12 protein-coding genes are annotated in these 17,709 nt (G+C 72.0%); 11 read left to right on the forward strand and 1 reads right to left on the reverse strand.

Features of this window, described 5'->3' with window-relative positions; translation table 11 throughout:
* The first annotated feature begins 163 nt into the window (after window positions 1-163).
* From ACXJKF_RS13470 to ACXJKF_RS13500, 7 genes are all read left to right on the forward strand, one after another.
* Window positions 164-1,294, forward strand: a complete 1,131-nt coding sequence (locus tag ACXJKF_RS13470; RefSeq protein ID WP_456788220.1) for a glycosyltransferase — start codon at window positions 164-166, stop codon at window positions 1,292-1,294.
* The gene (locus ACXJKF_RS13475; RefSeq protein WP_456788221.1) at window positions 1,294-2,310 is read left to right on the forward strand and encodes a glycosyltransferase; all 1,017 of its coding nucleotides are present in this window, start codon (window positions 1,294-1,296) and stop codon (window positions 2,308-2,310) included. Before ACXJKF_RS13470 ends, ACXJKF_RS13475 begins: the two co-directional genes overlap by 1 nt.
* On the forward strand, window positions 2,307-3,740 hold the full coding sequence (locus ACXJKF_RS13480) for a glycoside hydrolase family 130 protein (protein ID WP_456788222.1): 1,434 nt from the start codon (window positions 2,307-2,309) through the stop codon (window positions 3,738-3,740). The genes ACXJKF_RS13475 and ACXJKF_RS13480 overlap by 4 nt, the downstream gene beginning before the upstream one ends.
* Window positions 3,741-3,997: 257 nt before the next feature.
* A complete protein-coding gene (locus ACXJKF_RS13485) occupies window positions 3,998-5,701 on the forward strand; it encodes a glycosyltransferase family 2 protein (protein ID WP_456788223.1) in 1,704 nt (567 codons plus the stop codon).
* Window positions 5,698-6,429, forward strand: coding sequence for an HlyD family efflux transporter periplasmic adaptor subunit (locus ACXJKF_RS13490; protein ID WP_456788224.1), 732 nt, complete (start codon window positions 5,698-5,700; stop codon window positions 6,427-6,429). Before ACXJKF_RS13485 ends, ACXJKF_RS13490 begins: the two co-directional genes overlap by 4 nt.
* A 71-nt stretch (window positions 6,430-6,500) precedes the next feature.
* On the forward strand, window positions 6,501-8,573 hold the full coding sequence (locus ACXJKF_RS13495; RefSeq protein WP_456788225.1) for a glycosyl hydrolase: 2,073 nt from the start codon (window positions 6,501-6,503) through the stop codon (window positions 8,571-8,573).
* A 516-nt stretch (window positions 8,574-9,089) separates the two neighbouring features.
* Complete coding sequence (locus ACXJKF_RS13500) at window positions 9,090-12,380, forward strand: glycosyl hydrolase (RefSeq protein WP_456788226.1); 3,291 nt, start codon at window positions 9,090-9,092, stop codon at window positions 12,378-12,380.
* 54 nt (window positions 12,381-12,434) lie between these two features.
* On the opposite strand, the gene ACXJKF_RS13505 is transcribed toward ACXJKF_RS13500, so the two are convergent.
* Entirely contained in the window at window positions 12,435-13,421 is a 987-nt protein-coding gene (locus ACXJKF_RS13505; protein WP_456788227.1) for a LacI family DNA-binding transcriptional regulator, read from the reverse strand.
* A gap of 187 nt (window positions 13,422-13,608) precedes the next feature.
* Between ACXJKF_RS13505 and ACXJKF_RS13510 the strand changes: the two genes are divergently transcribed.
* Genes ACXJKF_RS13510 through ACXJKF_RS13525 form a run of 4 tightly spaced genes read left to right on the forward strand, consistent with a single transcriptional unit; the run spans window position 13,609 to window position 17,700 of the window.
* On the forward strand, window positions 13,609-15,480 hold the full coding sequence (locus tag ACXJKF_RS13510) for an alpha-amylase family glycosyl hydrolase (protein WP_456788276.1): 1,872 nt from the start codon (window positions 13,609-13,611) through the stop codon (window positions 15,478-15,480).
* Window positions 15,473-16,003, forward strand: a complete 531-nt coding sequence (locus ACXJKF_RS13515; RefSeq protein ID WP_456788228.1) for a pyridoxamine 5'-phosphate oxidase family protein — start codon at window positions 15,473-15,475, stop codon at window positions 16,001-16,003. Before ACXJKF_RS13510 ends, ACXJKF_RS13515 begins: the two co-directional genes overlap by 8 nt.
* Before the next feature lie 36 nt (window positions 16,004-16,039).
* Window positions 16,040-17,002: a helix-turn-helix transcriptional regulator gene (locus ACXJKF_RS13520; protein ID WP_456788229.1), complete on the forward strand. Its 963-nt coding sequence runs from the start codon at window positions 16,040-16,042 to the stop codon at window positions 17,000-17,002.
* Window positions 16,906-17,700: an oxidoreductase gene (locus ACXJKF_RS13525; protein WP_456788230.1), complete on the forward strand. Its 795-nt coding sequence runs from the start codon at window positions 16,906-16,908 to the stop codon at window positions 17,698-17,700. Before ACXJKF_RS13520 ends, ACXJKF_RS13525 begins: the two co-directional genes overlap by 97 nt.
* Window positions 17,701-17,709 lie beyond the last annotated feature (9 nt).

Here is a 17,709-nt window from a genome sequence, read left to right on the forward strand (position 1 = left end):
CGAGGCCGGGTTCAGCCCGACCGCGACTGGTAGCCTAGCCACGCGGTGCCCGGTCCGGCTGTGAGCACGACCAGCGGACCAGGACGCCCGGGGATGTCGATCAGGCCCCGCCCGAGGTCGGCAGCGCACTCCGTTGCGAAGCACACCAGTGCGAAGGGCCTCCATGGCCATCACGTTCGGCATCCTCAGCACCTTTCCCCCCACGCAGTGCGGCCTGGCCACGTTCTCGTCCGCACTCGCCACGCACCTGGTCGAAGCCGGGGCCGACGTCTCGGTGGTCCGTCTCGTCGACGACCTGCAGCCTCCGGTGCCGCTCGTCTCTCACCAGCTGGTCACGGGAGCGCCGGACGAGGCGCGCGCAGCCGCCGCGGCGCTGAACGCGTGCGACGTGGCGCTCGTCCAGCACGAGTACGGGATCTACGGCGGTGCCGACGGCGTCGACGTCCTCGACGTGCTGGCCCGCGTCCGCGTGCCGGTGATCACGGTGCTGCACACGGTGCTGGCTCACCCGACCCCGCACCAGCACGAGGTGCTCGCGCGCGTGGCCGCGGCGTCGTCGATGACGGTGACGATGACCGAGGCCGGCCGGCAACGCCTCATCTCCGGGTGGGGCGTCGACCCCGGGTCGGTCACCGTGATCGCGCACGGCGCCCGCGACAACCGGGCGCCCGAGGGGACCGCCGCACCTGGGCACCCCACCCCCGTCGTGCTGACCTGGGGACTGCTCGGTGAGGGCAAGGGCATCGAGTGGGCGCTCGAGGCGCTCGCCGGTCTCACCGACCTTCGGCCCCGCCCCACGTACCGGATCGTCGGTCAGACCCACCCCAAGGTGCTGGAGCACTCCGGCGAGGCGTACCGCCACCGGCTGGAGAGCCTGGTCGACCGCCTCGGCCTGGGCACGATGGTGCAGCTCGACGACCGCTACCTCGACGTCTCCACCCTGCAGCGCATCGTCGCCGCCGCCGACGTCGTGCTCCTGCCCTACGACTCCCCGGACCAGGTGACGTCKGGGGTGCTGACGGAGGCCGTCGTCGCCGGCAAGCCCGTGGTGTCGACGGCGTTCCCGCACGCGGTCGAGCTGCTGTCGGGCGGCGCCGGGCTGCTGGTCCCGCGACGCGACCCGGCGGCGATCCGCGTCGCGCTGCGCCGCGTCCTGACCGAGCCCGGCCTCGCGGGGGCGATGGGTGCCGTGTCCCGTGGCCTCGCGCCCGGGCTGCTGTGGTCCGCGGTGGCCGGCCAGTACGTCGACCTCGGTGCGGGCCTGCTGAGCGCACGCAGCCTGTCGGCAGCCTGATGTACCCGTCCCCGGTCTTCGACCACCTGGCGCACCTGAGCACGCCGATCGGCCTGTTCGAGCACGCGCTGCTCGGCGAGCCCCGACCTGAGCACGGCTACTGCCTCGACGACGTGGCCCGGGGTCTCGTCGTGACGACGCGTCAGCTGCGCCCGTCGCCGCAGGTCGACGCGCTCACGGCCACGTACCTGCGGTTCACGCTCTTCGCACAGGACGGCCTCGGGCGGTTCCACAACCGGCGGGACGTGACCGGTCGGTGGACGGACACCGCAACGGTCGAGGACCACTGGGGGCGGGCGCTGTGGGCGCTCGGGAAGACGGCGGGGGCGTCGTCGTCCGACCCGCGGATGCGCCGTGCCGCCCTGGACGCCGCCCTCGTCAGCCTCGAGAGGCGTTCCCCCTGGTGGCACGCCATGGCGTACGCCGCGCTCGGGGCGGCCGAGGTCCTCGAGGTGCAACCGGGCAACCGGGTCGCCCGCGCGCTCCTCATCGACGCCCGGACGATCCTGGCCCGCCCGACGGACCCGACCTGGCCGTGGCCCGACGCCCGTCTCACCTACGCCAACGCGGTGCTCCCCGAGGCGCTGGTGGCGGTCGGCACCGCACTCGATGACGACGACACCCTCCACGCGGGCCTCGACCTGCTGCACTGGCTCGTCGCCCAGGAGACGCACGCCGACCACCTGTCCCTGACACCGGCGGGCGGCTGGCAGGACGGCGACGTGCGACCCGGCTTCGACCAGCAGCCGATCGAGGTCGCCGCCCTGGCGGAGGCGAGCTGGCGAGCGTTCCGCGCGACACGGCAGGAGGTCTGGCTCGGCTACCTCGACCGGTGCGTGGGGTGGTTCCTCGGCGCCAACGACAGCGGAATGGTGCTGTACGACGAGGTGTCAGGAGCCGGGTTCGACGGTCTCCACGCCCACGGCGTCAACCAGAACCAGGGCGCCGAGTCGACGCTCGCGGCGCTGTCGACGCTCCAGCTGGGCCGCCTCGCGCTCGTCCAGGCGGTCGCGTGACCGCCGTCGACGCATCTCCTCTGCTGCGGCGCACGCACCACGTGCTGCGCCCGGACGCGTCACGGGTGGTCAGCCTGCCCTTCCTKCCGGGGGAGGAGATCGAGGGGGCGGGCCAGTCGCGTCGCGCCGTCGTCCTCGCGCGGTTGCTCGCGCTGCCCGACGCGGAGGTGGACGCGGCGCTGATCGAGGTCCTGACGTCCTTCAGCGCGCGCCATGACGACCTCGTCGGGCTACTCGACGAGCGCTTCGCCCAGGTGGCCCGCGACGTCGCGTACGCCGGTCCGCTCTCGCTGGAGCGGCGACGGCTCATCGGCGCGTGCCTGAGCCAGGAGTACGCCGTCGAGTCCGCGGCGCTGTTCAACCCGTCGATGGTGAGACACCCCGACCAGAGCGGGCTGCCGGAGGGCGCCACCCGGTTCGTCATGAGCGTCCGTGGGGTCGGTGAGGGCCACGTGTCGTCCGTCGGCCTGCGCACCGGCGTGGTCGACGCGGCGGACGAGATCACCTTCGACACGCCGGGTCCGACGACCACCGTGCCGGTCCGTGCCGACATCGAGCACTCCCGCGCCGACCTGCGACGGCAGAACGACGAGCTCGCGGGAGGGCGCGACGCCGCCGACGAGCTCCTGCGTGCCCTGCCGGACACCTTCGGACCGGCGGCGGTCCGGTCGAACCCCCGCCTGACGTGGCTGTCCGCGTGCTCGTACGACGTGACGTTCCCGGCGTCCAGCGCGATCGACTCCCGCGTGCTGATGCCCGGCAGCCCAGCCGAGCGGGTCGGCATCGAGGACCTCCGGCTGGTCGAGGTCGAGCACGCCGACGGGCGGGCCGGCTACCTCGGGACCTACACGGCCTTCGACGGGGAGTCCGTCGCGCCGCACCTGCTGGAGACCGACGACTTCACGACGTTCCGCGTGCGGAGAATGACCGGCGCGGGCGCGAAGAACAAGGGCATGGCGATCTTCCCGCGGCGGGTCGGCGGTCGGTACCTCGCCCTGTCGCGCTGGGACCGGGAGAGCAACTCGCTGGCGTCGTCCGACGACCTGCTGCACTGGGACGACCTGGGCACCCTCAGCGCCCCGGCCCGGGCCTGGGAGATCATCCAGGTGGGCAACTGCGGGTCGCCGGTCGAGACGCCGGACGGCTGGCTGGTCCTCACGCACGGAGTGGGGCCTATGCGGCAGTACGGGATCGGCGTGATGCTGCTGGACCTGGACGACCCGCGCATGGTCCTCGGGAGCCTCGCGGCGCCCCTGCTGACCCCCACCAGCGGCGAGCGCGACGGGTACGTCCCGAACGTCGTCTACTCGTGCGGGGCGATGCTCAACGGCCGGACCCTCGTGCTGCCGTACGGGTGCAGCGACGCGGCGATCCGGGTGGCCCTCGTCGACCTGCCGGCGGTGCTCGCCCGGATCGTCCCCCGCGGCTGACGCCCCCTTCCCACATGGTGGACGCGCTCTCACGCTGTGACCTGGCGCACGGCTCTAGGGGTGGACAGGTCCCCATGCGCTCCGTAGCGTCGTTGTCATCACAAGGGCGGCGGCGCCTGTCGGAACCGGGTTTACCTCACCGGGACCTCAGGACCGACGCCCTTCGTGCATCTGGCACCAGCGTCGCTGTCACACCGGTCAGGTGGGCCCGTGAGCCCACCCGGCCGTCCGACTGGACGACCGAAGGGTGCGATCGCATGGCCACGACGTTCGACAAGCTGCTGCTCGAACCACGCCGAACCGACCAGGTGCGCCTCAAGCCCACGAGGGCGGGCGAGAACGCGTCCGCCCAGAGCCCGTCCCTCATGCTGCTGGTCCTGCTGGCGTGCGCCGGCGTCATCATCTACGCGGTGTTCCTGCTCAACCCGGCGAACCGGGGCGACTGGCTGCCGTACACGCTGGTGATCGTCGCGGAGTCGGTGCTCGTCGCGCACGCGCTGCTGGCGATGTGGACGGTGCTCTCCAGCGGTCACGACCCGCGGGGCTTCTCCTTCCACCACGCCCAGGACCGGCTCTACGACCTGGGCGAGATCATCCGCGACGGCACCGAGAAGGACCCGCAGGCGTGGCGGATGTACCTGCAGGAGTGGCCGATCACCGTCGACGTCTTCATCACGACGTACGGCGAGGACCTCGAGACCATCCGGCGCACGGTCTCCGCGGCCGTCGCGATGCACGGGCGGCACGACACGTGGGTGCTCGACGACGGCCGGTCCGACGAGGTCCGCGACCTCACGGCGGAGCTCGGTGCGCGCTACGTCCGGCGGCTGTCCAGCAACGGCGCCAAGGCCGGGAACATCAACCACGCGCTGTCCATCGCGAAGGGTGACTTCTTCGTCATCTTCGACGCGGACTTCGTGCCGCTGCCGCAGTTCCTGCACGAGACCGTGCCGTTCTTCGCCACCGACGACGTCGCCTTCGTGCAGACGCCGCAGGTGTACGGGAACCTCGACACCGTCATCTCCAAGGGCGCCGGCTACATGCAGTCGGTGTTCTACAAGTTCATCCAGCCCGGCCGGAACCGGTTCAACGCGGCGTTCTCGGTGGGCACCAACGTCATCTACCGGCGCTCGGCCGCGGACTCGGTCGGGGGCATCTACTCCGACTCCAAGTCGGAGGACGTGTGGACGTCGCTCATGCTGCACGAGAAGGGCTGGCGGACGGTCTACATCCCGACCGAGCTCGCCGTCGGGGACACCCCCGAGACCGTCGAGGCCTACACCAAGCAGCAGCTGAGGTGGGCGACGGGTGGCTTCGAGATCATGCTCACGCACAACCCGCTGTCACCGAAGCGGACGCTCACCATGGACCAGCGGCTCCAGTACCTGGTGACCTCGACGCACTACCTGACGGGCATCGCACCGCTCCTGCTGATCCTGGTGCCACCGCTGCAGATCTACTTCAACCTGACCCCGATGAACCTCACGATCACGCCGCTCACGTGGCTGCTCTACTACGCGGGCTTCTACGTGATGCAGATCCTCGTGGCGTTCTACACGCTGGGCTCGTTCCGGTGGCAGGTGCTCCTGCTCGCCGCCGTGTCCTTCCCGATCTACACCCGGGCACTGATCAACGCCATCTTCAAGAAGGACCAGAAGTGGCACGTGACCGGCCAGAAGGGCGCCTACCGCTCACCGTTCGCGTTCATGATGCCGCAGGTCCTGTTCTTCCAGTTCCTGCTCATCACCACGGTGGTCGGCGTGTGGAAGGACATGGGCAACGGGTACGGGAGCCTCGCCCTCGCGTGGAACGCCACCAACACCCTGATCCTCGGAGGCTTCGTCGTCACCGCCTGGAAGGAAGGCCACCGCGCCCGAGCCGCCATCAAGGCGGAGAAGCGTGCCGCTCGACCCACCCCCGCGACCGTCCCTGCCACCGCACTTCTCGGAGGTGCCGCATGACCTGGACCAGCCGCATCCGACTTCTCGCGGGCATGCTCGCCGTGCTCGTCGTCGCCGCTCTCGCCACCTACCAGCTGAACGAGACGCGTGGCGTCGCCACCAGCGACTCCGCACAGATCCTCGCCAAGTCCTACGGCGTGGGAACGCCCTACTCGGGTCTCGTCGTCGACCAGCTGGTCGACGTCGGGGACCCCGTGACGACCGGCCAGCAGCTCTTCGTCATCGACTCGGCGACCCTGCAGTACGACGTGAAGAACGGCTTCGCCCGCACCTCGACGGAGGCCACGCAGATCGACGCCGAAGGTCGGCTGGTCGTTCTCGCGACGGGCGACGGCGTCGTGACCGAGATCGCCTCGGAGCGCGGCACGTTCGTCCAGTCCGCCACGCAGCTGGCGACCGTGGAGCGGGCCGGCACCCTCTACGTGCAGGCGGAGTACACGCTCACGCCGAAGGAGTACGCACGGGTCGCGGACGACGCGACGGCGACCGTCGTGCTGCCGAACCAGCGCACGATCACCCTCCACGTCTCGGAGGTGAAGGTGGAGACCATCGCGGGCAGCGCCCAGGCGGTCCTCACCCTGGCGGGCGCCGMGCTCGTCGACGGTGCGCAGAACGGCCTGGTGTCGGCCGGCACTCCCGTGACCGCTGAGCTGGAGCTGGACAACGACGGGGTGGTGACGCGTGCCGCGGCCTCGGTGAAGACCTACCTGGGAGGACTCTTCCGATGACGACTCGAACCACAGGCCCCCTGACCGAGGTCCGACCCCCGCCGCCGCCCACGTCCCGCCGTAGGTGGTGGGTGATCGCCGCCGCCGGCGCTGTCGTCGTCGCACTGGCGGCCGTGCTCGTGGTCGTCGCGCCGTGGTCGGACGACGACGAGGCGCCGGCCGACGCCGCGCGTGCCGGGTCGGCTCCCGTCGCCGACGTGAGCGGCCCGTCCGACGCAGCACCACCGGAGGTCGACACCGCCGCACTGGTCGCGGCGGTCCCCGCCGAGGCCGTCGCCAAGATCGACCCGGTGCGCCTCGCCCCGGGCGTGGTGCCGCCCAGCAACCGCTGGTACAGCGGCCTGGTGTTCGGCGAGCAGCCGCAACCGGTGTTCGCCGAGCCGCTCTCGTTCGGGCTGACGGACTCCGGCTTCACGATCGGGCTCCCGACGCCGACGGTGGATGCCAAGGTCATCATCGCGCCGCACGTCCCGGCCGTGACGGTCGACGCCGGGGCGGTCTCCGCCCAGGTCAGCGCCGCGGACCCGGTGAGCGTGACCATCGACCTGCTCGACGCCTCGGGCGAGGTCCTCGGCCACGTCGTGCTGGCGGCGGGCTCGCCGTTCGTCAGCCTCACGGCGGCGCAGGACGTGACGCTCACCTCGGCCGTGGCCGGGGGAGCGTTCGAGCCGGGCGCCGACGGCGGGTCGACCGCGGACGCCGGGACCTCGCAGTGGGGGCTCGTCGGCGGGACGACCGACGGTGGCTCGACGACGCTGAGCGCGGGCACCACGGCCACGTGGTACGCCCTGCCCCCGGACGCGACCGACGACGCGGCCCAGACGCTGCGCACCGCTGCGGCCGACCCGGTGACCGGGGTCGACGTGACCTATGGCGTCGACGACCAGGTCGCTCGCACGACCCTGACCTACCGCACGGCCGGCGGCGCGCCGACCGCGTACGTGCTCATGCCGCACCACCGCACCGGCGACCAGCCGGAGCGCGAGGACTGCGGGCTGGGCTCCTACCCGAGCGTGTACGGCGACCTGGAGCTGTGCGCGGGGTCGCAGCTGACGTCGTTCGCCCCCGCGCTGCCTGCGGCCGGGCAGCTCGACCTGGGCGGCATCTCCGACGACCAGCGCACCGCGATCATCGACGCGCTCGAGGCTGACGTCGCGGCCACGCCGGCCTTCCCGTCGGACACGTACTTCGGCGGCAAGGCGCTGAACCGTGCGGCCTCGCTCGTCGTGCTCGGCGAGCAGCTCGGGGTGCCGGACGTCGTGGCCGGCCTGCGGGCCACCACGACCGACGCGCTGCGGGAGTGGGCCGAGCCGGACGGCTGCGCGCGCCGCGACGCCCGGTGCGTGGTCTACGACGAGGCCGCCCGGTCGGCGATCGGCCTCACGCCGTCGTTCGGCTCGGACGAGCTCAACGACCACCACTTCCACTACGGCTACCTCCTGGCCGCGGCGGGGCTGCTGGCGCAGGACGACCCGGCGCTGGCGGACGAGCTCACCCCGGTGATGGACCTGCTCGCGCAGGACATCGCGGYGGCGCAGGCGTCKGACGAGCTGCCGCAGCTGCGGTCGTTCGACCCGTACGCKGGCCACTCGTGGGCGTCGGGGACGTCCCCGTTCGCCGACGGGAACAACCAGGAGTCGTCGTCGGAGGCGGTGACCGCCTGGAACGGGCTCGGTCTGTGGGCGCAGGCGTCGGACCAGCCGGACCTGGCGACCGAGGCCACCTGGCTCGCGTCGACCGAGGCCCTCACCGCCCGCACCTACTGGACGGCGCCGGACCTCGAGGAGTTCGACGGGTTCGAGCACACCATGGTGTCGCTCAACTGGGGCGGCAAGCGGGACTACGCCACGTGGTTCAGCCCGGAGCCCAGCGCCATCCTCGGCATCCAGCTCATCCCGATGGGGCCGGTGCAGACGTCGATCGCGCTCGGGGTGGACCCCGAGCAGATCCGGGCGTCCGTCGAGGAGGCGACCCCGGGCGGGTTCGGCGTGCAGTTCGGTGGCTACCTGCTGATGTACAGCGCGCTGGCGGGACCGGACGACGCCGCAGCGGCGTGGCAGGAGGCGACGAACCTGCCGGACGTCGCGATCGACGACGGCAGCTCGCGCTCGGCGATGCTGGCCTTCATCGCGGCGGCCGGCTGACCTCAGCCGCATGCGCGGACGACGCCCGCTCCGGATCCCGGGGCGGGCGTCGTCGTGCTCCCCGCAGTCGTACCGACGCTGTCTCGCGTGATTCAACTCTTGACTTTCACCCGCCCCGGGCGGAAGGTGAGCGAAGGAGTGACACGAGTCACCTGGTCGATCCGCCCCTCACCGGCGAGGGTGCGCTCCCCGGGTCGGCTCGACATCCACCCCTCGGCCAGCGCACGGTCCCCGTGCCTCGGTCGGCTCACTGCGGGGCTCCCACCCGCACGTAACGCACCGGGCTGACCCGTCAGCCCAGGGCCGACCAGGCCCGACGCAACGTCGCGCCGGACCTGACCGCCCGCAGCAGACCGGCCGTCGTCGGGCGGCCGGACCATCGCGCCCTCGGGCGCCTCGTCGTCGACCCCTTCGGCCGGCGCGTCGCGCCGTACCGGAACGGAGCCACCTGGAATGTCTGCTCACCCACGACCGATCCCGTCCCGTCGTCCGCTGGACCGTCGCCGCCTCGTCGCCATGGTTGCGGTCGGCGCCCTGCTGGCGTATCTCGTGCAGGCGATCGCCCTGCCGGTGGCGCGTGCCGAGGCGGTGACGGTCGGGTCGGGCAGCTACGCGGAAGGCACCCCCACGGGCGGTGCGGTACCCACCGAGTGCAACAACACCCCGATCACCAACCCCCGGGCGCACGTGACGTCGAACTTCCCGGCCGGCGCGATCCCGACGAACGACTGGTGGACCTCGCTGGTCTGGCGCAAGTTCAACTGCGCGTCGGTGTCCGAGAACCTCATGGCGCACCCGCTCGCGTTCCACGCGTACACGACCGGGCTCGGGGTGAGCTACCCGACGACCGCCAGCATCTCCGGGACCGCCACGGGCGTCGGGGAGTACCACTACAACTACGCCGAGGACTTCCGGCTCGGGATCGCGGGTCTGGACGTCGACGGCAAGGTCGACGGCTACTCCGACTGGACCGTCAGCGAGCTCTGGACCAACGGCAGCAGCAGCCTGCGCACCACGTTCGGGCACGGGCTGCCGTTCGTCTACGCGACGAAGACCGGCGGCAACGCGACGCTCACGGGTGCGGCCACGCCGACGGTGTGGAGCAACGGCAACGCTGCCATCGGGTACACGATCAACGGCCACGACTACGCCGCGTTCGGCCCGACGGGCTCGACCTGGTCCGTCTCGGGGAGCACCCTCAGCTCGTCGCTGAACGGTGGGTCGTTCTTCTCCGTGGCGGTGCTGCCCACGACGCCGAGCAGCAGCAACGCCGACCGCGCCGCCGCGCTGAGCGCGTTCGCGCCCTACGCGCACAACCACGTGACCGGCACCAAGGTCTCCTGGTCCTACAACGAGGCCACCGCGAAGATGACCGCGACCTACGCGTTCACCACGACGGCTCGCCAGGGGTCCGGCACCGGCACGGTCTACGCCCTGTACCCGCACCAGCGCGACAACCTCGCGGGCGCCACGCTGAGCAGCTACTCCTACACCTCCCCGCGCGGACCCATGCGCGTGGTGGTCGGCAGCTCGCAGTTCCAGACGGTGACGACGTTCAACGGCGTGCTCCCGCAGCTGGCGAACACGGGCTTCGCCGCCGGCTCGGCCGACGCCACGCAGCTGAACGGCTACGTCTCCCAGGTCGCCGCGAGCGATCCCTTCGCCGGGTTCGGCGACGACACCTACTGGACGGGCAAGGCGTTCGGACGTGCCGCGCAGGTCGCGCAGATGGCCAACCTGACCGGCAACACCGCCGCCCGCGACACCCTCGTCGGCGCGATGCGGACMCGGCTGACCGACTGGATGACGGCGTCGCCCGGTGAGACCACACGGTCGTTCTGGTACAACCCGTCGTGGGGCACCCTGATCGGCTACCCGGCGTCCTACGGCTCGGACACCGACCTCAACGACCACCACTTCCACTACGGCTACTACGTGGTGGGTGCGGCCACGGTCGCGGAGTTCGACCCCTCGTGGGCGGCGGAGTCCGCGTACGGCGGGATGGTCAACACCGTCATCAAGGACGCGGCCAACTGGGACCGCACCGACACCCGGTTCCCGTTCCTGCGCGACTTCGACATCTACGCCGGCCACGACTGGGCCGCCGGGCACGGCGCGTTCGCGGCCGGCAACAACCAGGAGTCGTCGTCGGAGGGCATGAACTTCGCCAGCGGCCTCATCCAGTGGGGTCAGGTGACGGGCAACAAGGCGGTCCGTGACCTGGGCATCTACCTCTACACGACGCAGGCGTCGGCCATCGAGAACTACTGGTTCGACACGGACGACGAGGCCTTCCCGGCAGCCTTCGGACACTCCACGGTCGGCATGGTCTGGGGCGACGGCGGCTCGTACTCGACGTGGTTCAGCGCCGAGCCGGAGATGATCCAGGGCATCAACCTGCTGCCGAGCACCGCGGGGCACCTGTACCTGGGCTACAACCCGTCGTACATCAGCCGCAACCTCGCCGAGCTCGAACGCAACAACGGCGGGCCGGCGACGGTCTGGCAGGACATCATCTKGGAGTTCCAGGCGCTGGCCGACGCACCGACGGCGCTCGCGCAGTTCCGGGCGCAGGCCGGCTCGTACACGGTCGAGGAGGGGGAGTCCCGGGCGCACACGTTCTACTGGCTCAAGAGCCTCTCCGGCCTGGGCACGGTCGACCGGTCCGTCACGGCGAACACCCCGCTGCATGCGGTGTTCGTCAAGAACGGCGTCCGCACGTACCAGGCGGCGAACATGAGCGGGTCGGCGATCACCGTCACGTTCTCCAACGGCGTGACGCTGGCCGTCCCGGCGCGCTCCGTGGCCAGCTCGAACACCACGGCGCCGTCGGACACGACGGCGCCCACCACCCCGGCCTACGTGACGGCGTCGGGCACGACGGCGACCTCGACCAACCTGTCGTGGACGGCGTCGACCGACAACGTGGGCGTCACCGGGTACGAGGTGCTCCGCAACGGGTCCGTCGTGGCGACCGCGTCCGGCACGACCTACGCGGCCTCCGGGCTGTCGGCGTCGACGACGTACTCGTTCACCGTCCGTGCCCTCGACGCGGCGGGCAACCGCTCGTCGAGCAGCACGCCGCTGTCCGTGACGACGTCGGCGGCCACCGGCGACACGACGGCACCGTCGACCCCGACCGGCCTGGCGGCGTCGGGCACCACGTCGTCGGCGACCACCCTGGCGTGGTCGGCGTCCACGGACAACGTGGCCGTCACCGGGTACGACGTGCTGCGCGGGGGCACCGTCATCGGCTCGACCGCCAACCGCACCTACACGGCGACCGGCCTGTCCGCCTCCACGGCCTACACGTTCACCGTGCGGGCGTACGACGCGGCGGGCAACCGGTCGGCGGCGAGCAGCGCGGTGAACGTCACCACCTCCGCGGGGTCGACGGGCATCGACGCGACCTCGAGGATCCAGGCGGAGTCGTACTCCGGGATGGTGGGCGTCGACAAGGAGACGACGTCGGACACCGACGGGGGACAGAACGTCGGCTGGATCGCCAACGGCGACCACCTCCGGTTCGACAACGTCAACTTCGGGAGCACCGAGCGCCGGACGTTCACCGCCCGGGTGGCGTCCGGGGCGGCCGGGGGGATCAGCGGGCTGGTCAACGTGCGGCTCGACAGCCTCACGGGTCCGTCCATCGGCAGCTTCGCGATCGCGAGCACAGGTGGTTGGCAGAGCTGGCGGACCATCCCGGCGAACATCCAGGCCACGACCGGGACGCACACGGTCTACCTGACGTTCGACTCCGGGCAGCCCGCCAACTTCATGAACATCAACTGGTTCACGTTCAGCTGACGGAGGGCGGCACGGCGGCCCGGCGGCATCTCCACGCTGCCGGGCCGCGGCGCGTCACGTGGAGTCGCGGGCGATCACGTGGAAGACGTCGTCCGGCTGGGCAGGCTGCTCTGCCGTGTCGTCCAGCGCGGCCAGGACGGCGTCCGCGAGGTAGCGGGCCTGCGCGTCGATGGCCTGCCAGACCGTCGTGAGCGCCGGTGCGGCGAGGCGCGCGGCGGGGATGTCGTCGACCCCGATGACGGCCACGTCCTGCGGGGTGCGCAGCCCCTCGGCGCGCAGCCCGGACAGGACCGCGAGCGCCACCTCGTCGTTGTAGGCCGCGATCGCGGTCACGGGCTCGGCACCGGTACGCCAGGCCCGCACGGCCGCGACGGCCGACGCCACGTCGAGGTCGACCGCCTGGACCTGCGGTGCGGGCAGGCCGAGCTCCTCGCAGCCCTGCCTGACGCCCGCGAGCCGCCGGTCGGCGAACGCGGCCAGCCGGTCGTCGCTCGGGGCGGCGTAGCCCACGACGCGGTGACCGCGCTCCGCCAGGTGCTCGAGCTGGAGCCTGCCGATCTGGGTCTGCGGCACGGAGAACGTCCCGGGGTGCGTGATCTCGTCCAGTGCGCTGCCCACGACCACGATGCCGGCCTGGCGCATCGCGCGCTCGTCCTCCTCCGCGAACGGCGCGAGGCCGAGCACGACGCGGGGCGTGACGGCCCGCCACAGCTCGGACAGCGGGCGCGGCCCGCGCGACTGGTGGACCAGGACGGACAGGCCGCGGTCGGCCAGCCGCGTGGTCAGGTGGTCGAGGAGCGTGTCGATGACCGGGCCGATGGTCCAGTTGGGCAGCACGCACAGGACGAGGTCGCTGCGCCCCGACCGCAGGGTCCGGGCGGCGGCGGAGGGCGTGTAGCCGAGCCGGGCGGCGGCGTCGCGGACGCGCTGCCGGGTGGACTCCGGGATGGTCACGCCGGTCTTGCCGTTCAGGACGTAGCTCACGGTCGTGCGCGACACGCCGCTCTCCCGCGCCACATCGGCACTCGTCAACCGTGGCACGGTCCTTCGCCTCCCCGTCGCAGCTCCGCCACACCCTAGTCCGCAGCATCCCGCACGACGCGCACGCGTTCCGGTTGACGGGCGTCGGCGAGCGGGTGAGTCTGCCAGGGTGACCGGCCGACGTGGTGCCCACCTGGTGAGCGGTCCGGCGGGGAGTGCCGTGGGGGACGCCGTCGCCGCCGCTCGCCTGCCGGCGACGACCGACGCGCAGTGGGCGACGCTGATGGCGCGCTTCGACCGGCACTTCGGGCGGCTCGAACGTCTCGTCGAGGAGGTGTACGGGCCGGGGGAGAGCACGACCCGTGAGCTGGCCCTGCTCGCGGGGCAGCTGGCGACGAGCTGGCAGGAGCGCCCCGCCGACCTGCACGCGCTCGATGCGGCGCGCGAGGCCGACCCGACCTGGTTCACCTCGCAGCGGATGCTCGGCGGGGTGCTCTACGTGGACCGGTACGCGGGTGACCTGGCGGGGGTCCGCCGGCAGATCCCGTACCTCCGGGAGCTTGGTCTGACATACCTGCACCTCATGCCGCTGTTCGAGGCCCCCCCGGAGAACTCGGACGGTGGGTACGCCGTGTCGAGCTACCGCGCGGTCGACGCGGCGCTGGGCACGATGGCGGAGCTGGCGGACCTGGCCACCGAGCTGCKCGGCCACGGGATCGCGCTCGTCGTCGACTTCATCTTCAACCACACGTCGGACGAGCACGCGTGGGCACAGGCGGCGCGCGCCGGGGACTCGGAGCACGAGGACTTCTACTGGTTCTTCCCCGACCGGACCATGCCGGACGCGTACGAGCGCACCGTGCGCGAGATCTTCCCCGACGACCACCCCGGCTCGTTCGTGCCGGTCCCGACGCCCGACGGGCTCGGCGAGCGGTGGGTGTGGGCGACGTTCCACTCGTTCCAGTGGGACCTCAACTACGCCAACCCCGCGGTGTTCCGCGCCATGGCGGGCGAGCTGCTGTTCCTCGCGAACCAGGGCGTGGACATCCTGCGGATGGACGCCGTGGCGTTCATCTGGAAGCAGCTCGGCACGTCGTGCGAGTCCCTGCCGCAGGCGCACCTGCTGCTGCAGGCGTTCAACGCGGTCTGCCGGATCGCCGCGCCGGCCGTGCTGTTCAAGTCGGAGGCGATCGTCCACCCGGACGAGGTGATCGAGTACATCTCCGTCGACGAGTGCCAGCTGTCCTACGACCCGCTGCAGATGGCCCTGATCTGGAGCTCGCTGGCGACGCGGGACGGGCGCCTCCTCCAGCAGGCGCTCGACCGCCGGCACGCGCTGCCCGCCGGGACGTCGTGGGTCGGCTACGTGCGCAGCCACGACGACATCGGTTGGACGTTCGCCGACGAGGACGCCGCCGAGCTCGGCATCGACGCCGCCGCGCACCGCCGGTTCCTCAACCGGTTCTTCGTCGACCGGTTCCCCGGGTCGTTCGCTCGCGGCGTGCCGTTCCAGGACAACCCCCGCACGGGGGACTGCCGGATCGCGGGCACGACGGCGTCGCTGGCGGGCCTGGAGGCGGGCGACGCCGGCGCGGTCGACCGGATCGTGCTGGCGCACGCGATCGTGCTGTCCACCGGCGGCATGCCGCTGCTGTACCTCGGCGACGAGGTGGGGCAGCTCAACGACTACGCGGCGCTGGACGAGCCGGGCCACGGCGAGGACTCCCGCTGGGTCAACCGGCCCCGGTACCCGGCCGCGCGGTACGCGCAGCGCGACGACCCGTCGACGGACGCCGGCCGGATCTTCGCGCGCCTGCGGCACCTCCTCGAGGTGCGCCGCCGCACGCCCGAGCTGGCGGGGAACGCCCTGATCACGTTCGACACCCACAACCCGCACCTGGTGGCCTACCAGCGACCCGGGCCCGGCACCTTAGTGCTGGTGGTCGCCAACGTGGCCGACGACCCGCAGCCCGTGGACACCACGACGCTCTCGGGGCTGCCCGCGGCGGCCGAGGACCTGCTCGCGGGCGACGTCGTCGACCTGCGCGGCGGACTCACCGTCCCGGCGCACGGGGTCGTGTGGCTCCGGGTCGCAGCAGGAGGAGGAGACCATGAGTGAGGCAGGACCCACCGGGGTGATCGACCCCAGGTACGGCGACGCGTCGGCCACGCCACCGCCGTGGACCGACGTCGAGCGGCGGCTGACCGACGCGGGGCTCTACTGGATCGTCACCGTCCGCACCGACGGGCGACCGCACGCCGTCCCGCTCGTGGGCGTCTGGCACGACGGCGGCTTCGCGTTCTGCACCGGCCCGCACGAGCAGAAGGCGCACAACCTCGAGAGCGACGCGCACGTGGCGGTGACCACGGGCAGCACCGGGTCCGGTGGCTGGGACAGCGGCGTCGAGCTGGTGGTCGAGGGGACGGCGGTCCGGGTGACGGAGCCGGACGCGCTGCAGGTGCTGGCCGACGCCTGGTTCGCCAAGTACGGCGACGACTGGCAGTTCGACGTGCGAGGCGAGGGCTTCGTCGAGCGGAGCGAGTCGGGCGGGGGATCGGAGGGCGCCTGGGTCTACCGGGTCGTGCCGGCCAAGGTCCTCGCGTTCGGCGGCGGTCACGGGCAGACGGCGTACCGTTTGTGAGCAGTCGTGAGCAGGGCCACGCCCTAGGGTGCGGTCATGACCGCGCCGGGCCCACTGGGTGACTATCTGCGCGCACGGCGCGAGCGCCTGCAGCCGAGCGACGTCGGGCTGGTCGTGGGCGGTGGGAAGCGCCGGGTGCCCGGGCTGAGGCGCGAGGAGGTCGCCGTCCTGGCCGGGGTCAGCACCGACTACTACCTGCGCCTCGAGCGGGGCCGCGACGCGCGGCCGTCCGACCAGGTGCTCGACGCGCTCGCCCGGGCGCTGCGGCTCGACGAGGTGGCCTCGGAGCACCTCCACCTGCTGGCCCGACCGATGGCGCGCACCGGGAGCCTCGAGGGCAGCGACACCGTCCAGGACTCGACGCGGTGGCTGATCGAGTCGTGGCCGCTCACCTCCGCGGTCGTGCACAGCAAGTACGTCGACGTGCTCGCGTCGAACACCCTGGCGCGCAGCCTCAACCCGAACTTCCGCGTAGGCGTGAACAGCGTCGTCTCCCTGTTCACCGACCCGGCGGAACACCGGTTCCACGACGACTGGGAGGCGCTCGCCGCTCGCAGCGTCGCCCTGCTGCGGATCTCGTCGGAGGCACGGGTCGGAGATGCCCGTCTGGATGCCCTGGTGGCCGCGGGCTCGGCTGCCAGCCCGCTCTTCCGGGAGTTCTGGGAGCGGCAGGAGGTGCGCCGCATCGGTGACGGGGTGCACGCCCTGCACCACCCGCTCGTCGGCGAGCTCCGGCTGACCTTCCTGCGGCTGCCGCTGGTCGGCACGGGCGGCCAGTCGCTGTTCCTCTACTACGCGGAGCCGGGGTCGCCGAGCGAGGCGGCGATGCGGCGGCTGGCGGGCGTTGGGGGGGGACCAGCAGGGCCAGGAAGCGCCGGCGTCCGAGGGCTAGCGTCGCGTGCGTGGACCTCCATCTGGCGGGCAAGGTCGCGGTCGTCACGGGCGCGAGCAAGGGCATCGGGTTGGCTGTCACGCGGGCGGCCGTGGCCGAGGGCGTGAACGTGGTGGCCGGAGCCCGCACGATCACCGACGAGCTGGTCGCGCTCTCCGACACCGGGCAGGTGCTCGCCGTCGCCCTCGACCTCTCCCAGGCCGACACCCCCGCGGAGCTCGTCTCGAGGGCGGCCCACTTCGGTGGTCTGGACATCCTCGTGAACAACGTCGGCGCCGTCACGCCGCGCACCACCGGATTCCTCGACGTGAGCGACGACGACTGGCATGCCACCCTCAACCTCACGCTCATGGCCGCCGTGCGCACCACGCGGGCCGCGATCCCCCTGCTCCTCGACCGCGGCGCGGGCACGGTGGTGACGATCTGCTCGGTCAACGCCTACCTTCCCGATCCCGGCGTGATCGACTACTCGGCCACGAAGGCCGCCGTCTGGAACCTGTCGAAGTCACTGTCCAAGGAGTTCGGGCCTCGCGGGCTGCGGTTCAACACCGTCAGCCCCGGCCCGGTCTCGACGCCGCTGTGGCTCGGCGAGAACGGTGTCGCGGCCACCGTGGCGGCCAGCATGGGTGTCTCGTTCGACGAGGCTCGGCAGCGGATCATCGACAGCGCCGGCGGCTTCTCCACCGGACGCTTCACGGAGCCGGAGGAGGTCGCGGACCTCGTCCTGCTGCTCGCCAGCGACCGCGCGGGCAACGTCACGGGAGCCGACGTCCTCATCGACGGCGGGTTCGCCAAGCAGCTCTGACCACCTCTT

Source organism: Cellulomonas sp. P5_C5 (assembly GCF_054049655.1).

What these genes read in the sequence shown, in the direction of transcription:
- ACXJKF_RS13475 (WP_456788221.1), top strand. Translation starts at nt 1,294, where the DNA reads ATGTACCCGTCCCCGGTCTTCGACCACCTGGCGCACCTGAGCACGCCG.
- ACXJKF_RS13485 (WP_456788223.1), top strand. Translation starts at nt 3,998, where the DNA reads ATGGCCACGACGTTCGACAAGCTGCTGCTCGAACCACGCCGAACCGAC.
- ACXJKF_RS13515 (WP_456788228.1), top strand. Translation starts at nt 15,473, where the DNA reads ATGAGTGAGGCAGGACCCACCGGGGTGATCGACCCCAGGTACGGCGAC.
- ACXJKF_RS13520 (WP_456788229.1), top strand. Translation starts at nt 16,040, where the DNA reads ATGACCGCGCCGGGCCCACTGGGTGACTATCTGCGCGCACGGCGCGAG.